Below are 13,183 nucleotides of genomic sequence, written 5' to 3' on the forward strand. Positions count from 1 at the left end.
ACTTTATTTTGTTAATATTCATTTAACCGCTTATGCGGCGATTTTGCTTAATTTCTTGATCATGTTTACCAGATCTGCTCCTTCTGCAACCATTTTGGCAGAGTCGCATCGGTATGGTAATCTTCCACCTTTGCAGATGACTGGGTCTCCCTGATAGTTGATTTCTATGACGAGCAGCAAGTTACCATTGTAGCTGTACCAGTTGTACTTGAGTGATGACATCAGCAGGGGATTGTCATAGGTGTAGGACTTGATGAATGGAACCAGTACGGTGTTTTGGAACTGGTCCAGGGTAGCAATCTGAGGATAGAACGTAGCGATCTCATCCTGGAGCTTGCAGGTCTTGTTGGTCTTGCTGTTGATTCCCACCACGAGTTGGCATGTCTGCTGATAGCTGCAGTTACACATGGCAGCAATGGACTCCACGGTTTCTCTGATTTGTGGTTTATCGTCTTTGGACTTTTTTGCCAAGTCGAACAGGCTACCCTTCTTCTCCAATGTTGCATTCTCTTCCAAGTCCAATGGAAATTCCACCATGCAAGCGAGCTTCTCTTGTTTCTGTTCCTCTGTCAGCTCCATAGACATCAGGGTATTGAGTGCCTCCATTCTCGTTGTCTCAGGGAGGGTTGTCATCAGGGTATTGAACATACTCACCATCTCCTGGAAGCTGATGTCTTGCTTAAAGGGTTTTGCATCCTTGAGCAGGTAGGAACCATCTGTGTAGCTTCTTGTTTCCTGTCTCGTGGTTCCGTAGGTGTCACGGTCAGGATAGAAGATTCTCTCATCCTTCTTTGCCAAGGTGATCTGTGCTCCAATTTTCAGGTGATCTCCATCCATTACTGATGGAGGAAATACTGAGAGTTTGTGCATGATCTCGAATGGCATGTGAATGGTTTTGTTGTCAACTGTAATTGAATACTTGTTGTCGATGTAATTGGTAACGATACCAATATGTTTTGTATAATTGTTCATAATTTTAAATGTTTGTTTCTTTATTTACTTAATTGATATTGTTGTCTTATTCCCATGTGGGAGATGCTGCTGGGTGTTCTGCCCTTTCCTTTGGTGGGTCAGGCTGAATGTCTGACCCAGTCTGGATTGACTGTTTTGGCGAGGAAGAGACCTCTTACCATGTTGGCACCATTTCTGGTGAGCTTGTTGGTTGTTTGCATGAATGTCATGCCTCTTGTGATGACGTCATCTATGAGGATGATGTTTTTGCCGGCAACGTCGCTTGTCTTGATGTTGAAGTTCTCTGCCGGGTTTGTCTTCTTGCCTGTGATGTGGCCTGATTCCTGGTCCTGGATTGGCAGGATGGTGTGGTAGTCGCAGGCAATTCCTGTTTCCTTCTCGATGAAGGCTGCGAGCTTTTGGTAGCGGCAAGCTGTCTTGTGGTGGGTGGATGCTGGTATGAAGCATACTCTCCAGTTGTTGCCACCCAGTTCTTTTTTGATTTCCTTGATGTGTTCTACGATTGCGTTCATCAAGCTAAGGCTGCAGTAGCCGTTTTTGAAGTCGTAGATGACTTGTCTGTCACTCTCTTGCTTCCTTGTTGCGGAGTATCTCTTTGGGAGGTATTCCATGATGTAATTATATGTATAGCTCATGTCATTTGATATTAATGGGTTAAACTTCTTGTTCTTGTTTTCGTTTGCAAAAGTACTGTGGGTTTTTGAAATGATATTTCACTCACTCATTTTTCCCGTTTTGCCTTCTATTATTGCTATTTAATGTTTGTATTCAATAATGTCGCTAACTACTTAACCATAGCGGCTTTGGTTTTTCTGGGTGCAAAGGTAGGGGGGTATAGTGAAATTATATTTCACTGGCTCATTTTTCCCATTTTTTGTTATTTAGGCATACTTCTATACCTTATTATATATAGAACTCATGCATTTTCCTTCATTTCTTGAGCTTTTAGCTGTTTGTTGTTGAGTAGCCTGGAGGGCAGGAATCTTAGGAGGTGCGGGGTGATATAGAGAAAGCTTTCTTCGTGGTTTGGTGTTTCTTTTTTCTCTCTTCTCTTATTTTCCTCGGTACAGCAGGGTAATTCATCATGGGTTCTTCTTAGTGATACGTTTTTGTGGAGTGCTGAAATAGGCTTCTTTATGATGCAATCATCTTGTTTTTATGTTTTTTGGGGGTGTATTGGTATAAAATCTAACGTAAAGTTGGCTCTTTCTGATATTTTTTGTACTTTTGTCTCATCGTATTAAAGTACTTAAATGTATGAAGATGAACTGGTATTTTTTTAAAGAAGGATTGAACAAGAGAACTGTTCAGGCTATCCTTTTGATTTGTGTGGGTACTGCTGTGGCATCTGCACAGGTTTACTGGTTCTTTTACTTTTGCTTTTCTCTTCTTTGGGTGTTGGCTTTTTATGTGACTGATAGGGTTGGTATTTGTATCACAGATGTGAACGAAATGCTTCTGATGACTATAAATTCTGAGCATGATAAGAAGGAGAAGGCGCTTTATATGACTACTTTTGCAATTAACAATGAGTATTTCCTGGACGATTACTATGCCAAGGAGAAAAACATAAAAAAATAACTATGTATAATTTTAATACATCAATACATCGATTGTTACATGACAAGCTGATATCATCATTTACTCACCATAAGCTTGAAGCTCTTTCTTTATTTACTGTTGGAGACATTAAGGCTATGGGAATGGAAAAGTTGTCTGCAATGCCAAGGATAGGAAAGAAGATTGTCTATGATGTGAAGCATGTCTTTGCTGCTATTGAATCTCAAGATCCCCTCTTGGAGGTAAAGCGATATTGTAGTGATGAGGTCATACAGAAGATGGATATCTGTTATGCGCATTTATGTGAGAATGTCGAAGATGGCAAGGAATTTCAGGCAATATTCCCGTCCTCGTTAGAAATACTGAAGCTTATTTGTATAAATGAATCTAATTTGATGGAGATGGTGAATAATTATCCTCAGGCTGCTTCATGCTTATATATCTATTTGGTTTGTTTGAAATCTTTGATTCTGGATGATCGCAATGACTTTTATTATTCGGTCAAAGATAGTGCTATGCAGTATCGTTATCAAGTGGGTAGTAAGGTCTTAGGGATGATATTTTATTCCCATCTTTCTAATAAGAGCAGGCTCTTGTTGGAATCGCATTATGCTGTCATGGAAAAGTTCTTTGGTACCAGTGCCTTTATCCCGTTTCATCCTTTCATAGAGGATAGGTTGACGTATGAATTAGGTTTATCAGAAATATACTCTACTCGGAGCCTAGACAAAGAGTTCTGTTATGATATAGAATTTAAGCTTAATCATCCCTTGAATTCTTATTACTCTTTTTCTTTGCTTACACATTTCGTAGATGCATATACATCTTTGGACTTTGAACATTCAGGTCAATGTACTATTGGATTGTTTCCTTTCATGTCGGATAAAAGCGTATCCTTTGTTACAGATTTTCATCAGGTAAATGGTTATTATCCGATGTTCACTCTTTTTTCGGATTATCTGCAGTTTGGAATGTGGAATGAAGGAAGGAAAGTTTCCTTAGAATATAGAGGAATCGGTAGAAAAAGAAAAACTTCTCAGGAGTTGAGGGAAGAATATCATATAACGCCGTATATACTTAAAAATTATCTTTCCCACCCAATGGTGAAGAGTACTGACCCAATTATACTGGATGAACATTGGAAATGTTATGACTTTTTGTATGAAATGCCGTTCATAGGATTCTTTTCGCCAATTTGCAGAAGTATCTTGGAAAAGGAGCGTTTGCAGACGGATGCCATTGGGTTGATGGAACTTATATTTTTGAGGAACCCTGGCTATCCTTCAAACAAGCAGTTTAGAAAGTTCGAATCTAAAAACAGATTCATATTGGTGAATGCAAGTCTTTTTGATACTGATGAAATAGCTAAGCTAGTTACTAAAATGAAAGAACTGCTGGCTATCAATCGTTTCACAGATGAACATTATCAGGCAAGTATGTTTTTAAAGGAGCTGGATGTTCAGAAATTAGGTGGTAAAGAGCATTTTCTATCTTTCTTTACTTATCTGATGTTGGAGACCTTTGGTTTGGAAGTGGATGATGAAGGTGGCTTCGTGGCTGAGAGAAACAAAGTTTCCGTTACTTCTGAGCTGTTGGAGATTTTGAAAGAAAGAGGCAAACCTATGAGAGCGGAGGAAATGAGAGACATTTTTCATAGAAGGTGTCCTGCTTATCGTCATCTTACCGTTAATACCATCCGCGTTTATTTGAATAAAATGGAGGGGGTAAAATCCGTTGGACTGTCAGGCTACTATGGGTTGGCGTCTTGGGAGCATATCTATTGGGGAACGATGGTAGACAAGATTTATGAGGTATTGTCTCTTGCTGGCAAACCATTGCCGCTTAGCGACATTTATCAGCAAGTAAAGGTGTTTTTCCCGAATTCGACGAAATCGTCCATGGAAGGCAGCATGAGACTGGATGCAAGGCATCGGTTTAAATATGACGTGGAGAGGCATGCGTATGTTTTGGTGGATCATGCCCTCTAACCATTATATTCCTGCAATCAAATGGTTGCAGGAATATGCTGGTTAGCTTCTGTATGGGTGATAAACTGCCTGCGACAGAATTACAAGTAAAAAGAGGGGGTAGTATGGTATTGATTTCCAGTACTATCACATCAGTTCGTATTTTCATCCCATGTGGGATTAAAAAACTGCTGTATCTAAGACAAGAAGTGTCAATTTTCTTTATTTTGCATGCCAATTTGTTCACTTAACCATAGTTTGACAGTAAAAAAATCATTCAGTAGAGCACTTAGGTGTTCTTTCACGTTGGGCAAATTTTTGGGTAGTATACATTGGCGTTTGGAATGGAGAACAAATTTCTGTTCTTCTTCCTCTATGCAGTAAACAATGGTTGTTCCACTATAGTTGTTGATTGTGTTAATTGCCTTACGTACATTAGACATTTGTTCTAGATCATCCAATGGAACAATATACCACTTTGGATCCCAAATATTAATGAAGAAACTCTCGTTGGTGGCATCAATGATGAAATGTTCTCCATGATACTCAAAATATAAGCGGTTTTCGTCCTCTTCTTCAACAGATACCTCACAGTTTAACTGTTTCAGTAGCTCTATGCACAAATCCCTGGTGTGTGGAGGTTCTTCCTGCTTTTCTTCTTGCTGCATGTCTGCGGAATCCTCAGATTGCGTACAGCCGTCTGTCTCTTGTTCTGTAGCTTTTGCTTTTCTTCGAGAAAAGAAGTAGATACAAGCTACAATCACAATCGTTGAAATAATAGTTTCCATATGCATCGTTTCATTTATTGTTCTTTTCCAATAACTCTGCTATCTTTCTGAAAAATGGTTTTAAAAGAATGCATCCAATACTTCCTCAAACACATCATTCGGACTCACTCTATTGAAGAGATTCATAGAGGTGTTGAGCTTCATCACGTCAACTCCGCTTCCCATGATGTATTCGATGTCCTTACCCTTGTGGAGCAGGAGCGCCTTGCAGCATTCACGGAGTCTGTCACCCAGAATCTCATGTTCAATATAGGCTCTGGCTTCACCCTCGCCATCCAAACCATAGTAGTTTGCGTTGTAGCTATGACCAAGTCCTTTCTGCTGTGGGAAGATATACCATATCCAATGGCTTTGCTTTCGTCCTTCCTTCAGTTCTCTCAAAGCCTGGTTATAGGCAAACTCCTGAGCATCCAGGAAACGCAAGAGATCATAGTGTGGCTGCTGAACCTTTGGCCATCCGATGATGTCCCAGAACTCAGAAGGAAGGCACACATTCTCAAGATCGTAGCATCTTTCAAACAGAGGAGCCATTTCTTCTGGAGAATATCCGGCGATACCGCAACCAATCAATGTCACAAAGAAAGTCTTGTCAGGATGATTCTTGGCAAACTCAATGAAATCATCCACATCCTTTTTCATGGCTTCCAAACCACTCATTGAATCGATGGCGTAACTCATTCCCTGCAAACCATGTCCCTGACCTCTGATGGCACCGAACTTCTCCAGGGCAGTCTTTGCCGCACCACCATCATGATGTCCCATGGCGTTGGAGCCGAATACAAAGATTTCACCGGCGGCAAGACGGCTGATGAGATGAGGGGTAACGCGAGTTTCTGGATTATTAGGCGACTTATCCAGTTTAGCAAGCTCTTCTGCTTCCACCACAGGAACCATCTTCTTCCATTCCTCCAGGAACTCTTTCATGTCGTATTTTAAGTTCTGAAGTTCAGAAGGCTTATATACGCCACGTATTCTGCCACCTTCTTTTTCACCGTTGCCTCGGTCTTGAACTTTGCCATTTCCTTTGGATTTAACTTAAAGGTAAACGACTTATAGGTCTTCTTACCGTTGACCATTTCAAACTTGATAACTGAAATCTTTACTTCCTTACTCATTTTTATTATCTTTTAGTTATCTATTAATACCACTATCCCCTGAAAGGTAAACAGGGTAGACTATTCTCTCTTGTTTATGAACGACGTTACTTCTGAGAGTTAGAGACATAAATTCGTTTTGGATATTTACCAAGTACGAACAATGTAACCGGGCAAATCCAAACCTCCTTTGTGAATCCCTCTAAATTGGAAACCTTGTATGTAGCACCACCAAAGATTCTGTAGTATTGTCTGGTAAGACAGATATCTGTAGATTCTTTCTGTTCGTAAGATACACGTACTGTGACCAATCTAGACTTGAAAGTCTCCAACAGATGGTTAGCTCCTGCTACCATCTGCAAGTTATGATGATGTCCAGCCCAAGGCATTTTAATATACCATAGGTTATCACTTTCTTTTTCGAAAGTAAGAACATACTGACGTGTGCTCAAAGACTTCACCATAGCCTTTACTAAAGTGGCAAACAATTTAAAATAGTTCATTCTCTTATTCTTTGTTTTGTTTGTAATTAATCGATTATTAATTATTTATATTAAGAGTTGGTCAAGTCGTATAGGTTCTGTAACTTTGTAAATTACAGCATCTACAGTATATATGAATACTGTGCTTGATCTATATATGGACATCTTTAACGATGTAGTTGTTTATTCTGTTGCAAAGTTAACAAAAAGTTTCGAGAAAATACTCTTTGAGGTGAAAATTTTATTCATGGTGATTCCAAGAAGATAAATTTCTCCCCAATAGAGTGGTTTTGCTCGTATGTAGAGCAGACCTATTGCAACGCATTCGGCTTGAAAAAGTCGAATGCATTGGTTAGCTCAAACTTTTTGTATCACTTGCCAAGACCTTTTTGGTGAACTTGGAAGATGGCTATAGCCATAGATTCCAGTTACATCAGCAAAGCTGGCAAGACGATTCCATATATTTCTCTTTGTTCTTTTTCAATGGCTTAGCAACAAGCCTGCATTTGAGGAATCATGCTGTCTATAGCCGGATGATTCAGGAACTTTGATCTGTGCCCGATATGCCACTTGTTGCAGTAGTTGCATTTGTAGGCTGTTATCTCCCTGGAATCATATGGGTGGTTGATCTTCCATTGGGCTATAGCCTTTTGTGCAGATTCTTCGTTTTTGTACCCCATTTTCTTCTTGAGGACTAATTCATGGGTGATAGGATCTTTCTTCCATTTCCAGTGGGTGGATTCGCCTCTTCTTGTGTTTCTTGCCTTTTCCTTCTGTCCGATGTTGTACAGTTGGAAGGCAGTGGCTCTGTCCATCCAGTATTTCTCCCTGTTACTGGTTTTGTAGCCTTCATCCTTCTTGTGCATCCGGTGATAGGCCTGGCACATTCTCTTCTCCACGATGCGTCTTACCTTTTTGGAGTCATGTGGAGCTTCCGTCTCAATGTCGAAGTTACGGAGCAGCATTCCTTTCTTGAACTTGAGCTTCTCCTTGAAGATTTTCTCGGTCTCCTTCTTGAAGCGAACATCCTGGCCATTCAGGACAACTCTGTTTCCATCCATTTTCACTAGCATGGTTGTGAGGTCTTTCTCTTTTGCTGCTTCCATGTTCATGAGTTTTTGGATGGCATTGAGTACGCTCTTGACGTTGAAGTTCACTCCGATGATGCTGTCTCTGATGTACTTGATCAGGTAGTGCTCTTCTAATGTACTCTCATTGGCTCGCAGATATCGTCCCAATGTTGTTAGATTCTCTGAATAGTTCCAGCTGTCAATCTTTCCGTAGCGTAATAAGGATGATTCCCAGCTAGTTAAAATGTTCTTAATCTCAATTTCCATTACTCTCATAATTTTAATGTGCTCCTAACTTTAACCATAGGTGCTTTGGTTTTCTGGGTGCAAAGGTAAGAGTATATAGTGAAATGATATTTCACTGGCTCATTTTTCTTGTTTTTTGTCATTTTGGTATACTTTCTCTACCTATTATATGCATGAATCATGCATTTTCCTTCATTTTACCCTGTTTATTGTTGAATTCGCTTCTATTGCGATGGATGCAGATAGTTAATAGAGTTAAATTTTTTGGTTGGAAATGGCTAAATATTTAAGAATAATTGGCTTGCATATCTCGAAAAATAGTAGTAACTTTGCACCCGCTAAGGAAAAGTTAATTTTCGGTTAAGAAAGGTAAAAAATTGTTTAGCTGAGTTCTTTAACTTATTGATAATCAGAATAGTCTTATAAGGCCGAGTACGAGACCATCGTCCACTACAACAAGGATTAAGACATTGACTTCATAACTCCAATGATTTAAAAATGAATAAGTACGAGACCATCGTCCACTACAACAAGGATTAAGACTCAGCCTTGTACATCTTCTCCAAGCCTAAAAGGCTGTACGAGACCATCGTCCACTACAACAAGGATTAAGACCTTATCAAAATCTTTAATCATAGTGTATTTTATTAAATGTACGAGACCATCGTCCACTACAACAAGGATTAAGACAAACCCATCTTGATTGCACCATCTGCTTTGTTAGCATGTACGAGACCATCGTCCACTACAACAAGGATTAAAACTTGAAATAATCTTTTCCATAATCTAATGTTTTAATGTACGAGACCATCGTCCACTACAATAAGGATTAAGACTGGAAATCCCTCTTTAAGAGTTTACTTCTTGATAAGTACGAGACCATCTTCCACTACAATAAGGATTAAGACTTCTAAAATTTTAAAGGGTTCAACAAATTTTATTCTGGTACGAGACCATCTTCCACTACAATAAGGATTAAGACCTACCCAACTCTTTAGAGTATGGCAAATCAATGCTGTGTACGAGACCATCTTCCACTACAATAAGGATTAAGACTTGTGAAACGCACATTACTAACCATTCCTCTAGTGTGTACGAGACCATCTTCCACTACAATAAGGATTAAGACACTACTTGTTCATATATTATGGAATCTTTAGCCTTGTCGTACGAGACCATCTTCCACTACAATAAGGATTAAGACGGGTCAGTAGCCATAAGAGTAAATGCAACATCATCAGGTACGAGACCATCTTCCACTACAATAAGGATTAAGACAACTCGTTGGTAACACCTTCAACAAACTCACCAGTCTGTACGAGACCATCTTCCACTACAATAAGGATTAAGACGGGTCAGTAGCCATAAGAGTAAATGCAACATCATCAGGTACGAGACCATCTTCCACTACAATAAGGATTAAGACAACTCGTTGGTAACACCTTCAACAAACTCACCAGTCTGTACGAGACCATCTTCCACTACAACAAGGATTAAGACAACTCTGTTGCACTTGCTTTAAAATCTTTCATACTATACGAGACCATCTTCCACTACAATAAGGATTAAGACCCTTGCATCCAAGCTTCTATCGTGATGTCAGCAGATGCAGGTACGAGACCATCTTCCACTACAACAAGGATTAAGACAAAGCATTTGCCGCTTGTGCAGATGACTTCTGTACGTACTAGACCTTCTTCCACTACAACAAGGATTAAGACCCCTCTATGGTGACGTTAGCCATTACGGCAACTACGTACGAGACCATCGTCCACTACAACAAGGATTAAGACCGATTGGTGATTGTCATCGCATTGCGCAAGCTCATAGGTTCGAGACCATCTTCCACTACAATAAGGGATAATCTCTGTTTGATAGTACCTATGTTTTTTATTATTGATGGTGTATTTCTGTTAAATGCATTGATCAATTGTTATAAACCAAAAACGTTGGATAGAGGAGCATAGACGTTCTCATTTTTACCGCCAATGTTTTGTATGGTAGTTGGATATTGGTCGGAATTGGGCTGACTGAGAAGTGCCAACTGCATTTAAGAAAGGTTGCTCCCGAGTATGTACGACTAAATGTAGGATATATTTCATAGTGACAAACGAGTACTAACCTTGTTGCTTATATATCAGCCTTTCTTCCTTTGGTTTGGGAAAGAGTTGAGTTACTTCTCAACTAACTAGGTGTTGTGTTCATACTCTTACATCTGGCCAAAGGTTCTTTATTTTTCACTTGGTTGTGGTTTTAAATGGATATGGAGTGGGTTGATTAAGTGGGATTTTTTTGATATGTTTGCTTTTGAGCAGTCCATTCTTTAGGGTACACCTAAATGGGGCATACCCTAAGAATAGACCTTTTCAGTTCTTAGATAGTTGAATATAGAGTGATGATAGTTTACTTTGAATTCTGGGTTCTGTATAGTTATTACTAAACACCTGCGACAAAATTATAAGCAAAAAGATGGGTTAGTCTGCATTCTCATTTAGATTGTCAATGATGCTTTTCAAAGAGTTTTGGCAATCTTGGCACAATCCGTTTTTCATGTAGAAAGTATTCTTGCTATGAGCATCCTGCATCAGGCACTTCGGGGCATTCTTCTTGCAATGCGGCAAGCCACGAGAATGCAGGAATTCATGGATTGTTACTTTCCATAAGTCATCCTTTCGTTTCAATCGGAAGGTTGAAACCACACAGGCGTCACCTGGCCGGAAACTCAATCCCATGATTCCATAGTTGTATTGTCCATGAATAGAAGTAGAGATGTCTCGATGCGTCAAACCTATCGTTACGATTTCATCATTACCTCCATGCTCTTCATGCAACATTTTCAGGATTCCCCCAGCCCAATACCTGTTTCTTGGTTTGTAGAGACATGAGGCAGGTATTTCTTTCTTGTCTCCAACAAATACAGATGCCTCCACCCAAGCCTTTGGTTTCGTATAGAGAATGATACCCAATTGCTTCACGAGTTCTTCTCTCAACTGTTCTGCCTCCTGATGTGAGAAATTTCCCAAAGGCTTTAACTCTATGACATAACCCAATGGAGGATCAGCAGGGAGGCTGTCTCCCATGATTTCATTGCCATGGCTCTGATTTCCATTGGAACAACCTGCTAAAAACAGGATTGAGATTCCAGCTATAAACAGCAATAACTTCTTCATAGAATATTCTTTTTATTTGTATTTTGCATAAATCAATACCGGTCTTCTCCTAGAAGATTCCTTGTATATCTGCATCACTTTCTCCACGCAGCTCCTTGATACAGTAAAGCAGCCACGGCTCTCTGTTCCCAGCGGAATATACTCCTTCTCACCGGAGAATCTTGTCACCTTGCCAGCAGAATGGATCAGGATACCACGGGCTTCTGCCAGATAATTGCTTTTGTCGAGCCCTCGAAGGCGAACGCAGTTCTTGAACTTCATTCCCCCCTTTCCTATCATGACATATCTTCCAAGACTCGTACATCCACTTCCAAGGTTATTACTGAACTTTGGTTGAGCAACCGTATTGCCTTTACCGCTTCCGTGCATGCAATAGCTGCTCATTACTCTTTTGCCACGCTGCAAGTCATAGATAAAGAACCTCTTCTTGCCAGATGGTTTGGAGAAATCCACCAGGATATAGTAATCCGTACTGTATCCTCGTCTGTCGCAATAATCTCTTACTTGCGTCAGGTTCTCACAATCCACCTGATGATACCACTCTTTAGCATCCACCGTATTCTTTAAAAACGGTTTCGTGAACCTTTTATAAATAGGTGGTACGAAAAGGACACCGATGACAAGCAGAGTCAGTATTCCCAATATGATAAAAAACTTCTTCATGATCAACTGATGTGTAATCTAAAGATATAGAAATTTCTATTCCCTGACGCATGTCAGATTCATCTGCTGCTTAAGAAACTCGATAATCTCATTTCGCCTGTTTACCAAGACATAATGGTTTTCTTCTGGAACAAAGTACAGCCCTGTATGGACTCCCATCTTGCTGAGTCTGCTTGCCTGACTTGGCATCAAACGTGAAGAATGATCCTGACCGCCACCAATCAGATTGATTCTACATGGCACCTTCCTCAATCCTCCAAGATTACAGGAGATAGATGTCAAACTCTTGAAATCCTTGGCATGTGATGAGTGCATGGTTGCCACTATCGCACTACCTCCATTTGAAAGCCCCATCAGATGAATCTGGCGATGGTCGATGTGATAGCCCATTCGCTCCAGGGAAGGTATGTAATAGCTGAAAATCTCATTGATATCACGATTTGTGAAGATGCCACTCATGCTGCGAGTACCGATGCTCAGCACGATGCAGTTGTCCAGGTCCTTCCAGATACCCTGATAGAGTTGCCAGTTGCCCAAGTATCCATGACAGAATACCACCAGCGGATATTTGAATCCGTTCTCCTTGCTCCATCTTACATTCTCATCTCCCTTAGGTTCGCAGATATACACAGCCCTGTCATTGGTTTCGAAAGCCTCATTGAAAGCCTGTACATAGATGCCAGACATCGGGTTATCCTTTCCCAGGTTGTCATACGGAGTAAAGAAGTTATGAATCTTACCATTGGCAATATCCTGATTGGCTTGTGCAATAAGAGTACCGCCAACGCCCATCATGCTGATTACAGGTCGGGCAATCATCAGGTTTCTAATGCCAAAGTTCACAATCTCTTCCTCTGGAATCAAGGTGTTGATGAGATACTGGGTAAGCGGTGGATGCTTAGTATCCCCATTCTTATCAAGATAAACGAGTTTCACCCTGTCACTTGAATCGATGAGATAGCGGGGCATTGCCATCCACAGGCATACGAAGAAGAGCATCCAATAGGGACGTATTCCCCATTTCTTTGCCCATGGTGGGAGCATCTCAAAGATGTGCTTCTTCCATACAAGGAAGAGCAGCATCAGCATGATGGTCTTGTAAAACAGAGAGGCAAAGAATGCCCAAGCCACCACGAGCAATACAGATATAATACATTTCTTAGTCATATAT

12 protein-coding genes and 1 CRISPR repeat array are annotated in these 13,183 nt (G+C 40.3%); of the genes, 2 read left to right on the forward strand and 10 right to left on the reverse strand.

What is annotated here, in order from left to right; genetic code table 11:
- Positions 1–30: 30 nt before the first annotated feature.
- Positions 31–972 carry a hypothetical protein gene (locus CFT61_RS06720; protein WP_089543687.1) on the reverse strand — a complete coding sequence of 314 codons (942 nt, stop codon included), beginning with the start codon at positions 970–972 and terminating at the stop codon, positions 31–33.
- A gap of 98 nt (positions 973–1,070) precedes the next feature.
- Positions 1,071–1,607 carry a phosphoribosyltransferase gene (locus tag CFT61_RS06725; RefSeq protein ID WP_089543688.1) on the reverse strand — a complete coding sequence of 179 codons (537 nt, stop codon included), beginning with the start codon at positions 1,605–1,607 and terminating at the stop codon, positions 1,071–1,073.
- Between the two features lie 622 nt (positions 1,608–2,229).
- Between CFT61_RS06725 and CFT61_RS06730 the strand changes: the two genes are divergently transcribed.
- Both CFT61_RS06730 and CFT61_RS06735 read left to right on the forward strand, forming a co-directional pair.
- The gene (locus CFT61_RS06730) at positions 2,230–2,553 is read left to right on the forward strand and encodes a hypothetical protein (protein ID WP_089543689.1); all 324 of its coding nucleotides are present in this window, start codon (positions 2,230–2,232) and stop codon (positions 2,551–2,553) included.
- Positions 2,554–2,555: 2 nt separating this feature from the next.
- The gene (locus tag CFT61_RS06735; RefSeq protein ID WP_089543690.1) at positions 2,556–4,520 is read left to right on the forward strand and encodes a hypothetical protein; all 1,965 of its coding nucleotides are present in this window, start codon (positions 2,556–2,558) and stop codon (positions 4,518–4,520) included.
- Between the two features lie 191 nt (positions 4,521–4,711).
- Here CFT61_RS06735 and CFT61_RS06740 read toward each other — a convergent pair whose 3' ends face one another.
- From CFT61_RS06740 to CFT61_RS06770, 8 genes are all read right to left on the reverse strand, one after another.
- The gene (locus CFT61_RS06740) at positions 4,712–5,287 is read right to left on the reverse strand and encodes a hypothetical protein (RefSeq protein ID WP_142990579.1); all 576 of its coding nucleotides are present in this window, start codon (positions 5,285–5,287) and stop codon (positions 4,712–4,714) included.
- A gap of 60 nt (positions 5,288–5,347) precedes the next feature.
- Positions 5,348–6,211 (reverse strand): A1S_2505 family phage non-structural protein, encoded by an 864-nt coding sequence (locus CFT61_RS17410; RefSeq protein WP_367379332.1) that lies wholly within the window; start codon positions 6,209–6,211, stop codon positions 5,348–5,350.
- An 8-nt stretch (positions 6,212–6,219) separates the two neighbouring features.
- A complete protein-coding gene (locus CFT61_RS16905; RefSeq protein ID WP_176425525.1) occupies positions 6,220–6,402 on the reverse strand; it encodes a hypothetical protein in 183 nt (60 codons plus the stop codon).
- An 86-nt stretch (positions 6,403–6,488) separates the two neighbouring features.
- Positions 6,489–6,884, reverse strand: coding sequence for a DUF6717 family protein (locus CFT61_RS06750; protein ID WP_089543692.1), 396 nt, complete (start codon positions 6,882–6,884; stop codon positions 6,489–6,491).
- 467 nt (positions 6,885–7,351) lie between these two features.
- Positions 7,352–8,209 (reverse strand): hypothetical protein, encoded by an 858-nt coding sequence (locus tag CFT61_RS06755; RefSeq protein WP_142990580.1) that lies wholly within the window; start codon positions 8,207–8,209, stop codon positions 7,352–7,354.
- A 402-nt stretch (positions 8,210–8,611) separates the two neighbouring features.
- Positions 8,612–9,972: direct repeats of the CRISPR family, unit length 37 nt; unit sequence GTACGAGACCATCGTCCACTACAACAAGGATTAAGAC.
- A gap of 681 nt (positions 9,973–10,653) precedes the next feature.
- Positions 10,654–11,349 carry a hypothetical protein gene (locus CFT61_RS06760; protein WP_089543694.1) on the reverse strand — a complete coding sequence of 232 codons (696 nt, stop codon included), beginning with the start codon at positions 11,347–11,349 and terminating at the stop codon, positions 10,654–10,656.
- 12 nt (positions 11,350–11,361) lie between these two features.
- Complete coding sequence (locus CFT61_RS06765) at positions 11,362–12,012, reverse strand: murein L,D-transpeptidase catalytic domain-containing protein (RefSeq protein WP_089543695.1); 651 nt, start codon at positions 12,010–12,012, stop codon at positions 11,362–11,364.
- 36 nt (positions 12,013–12,048) lie between these two features.
- Complete coding sequence (locus CFT61_RS06770; RefSeq protein ID WP_142990581.1) at positions 12,049–13,179, reverse strand: hypothetical protein; 1,131 nt, start codon at positions 13,177–13,179, stop codon at positions 12,049–12,051.
- Positions 13,180–13,183 lie beyond the last annotated feature (4 nt).

The organism is Segatella copri (assembly GCF_002224675.1).
GTDB lineage: Bacteria > Bacteroidota > Bacteroidia > Bacteroidales > Bacteroidaceae > Prevotella > Prevotella copri_U.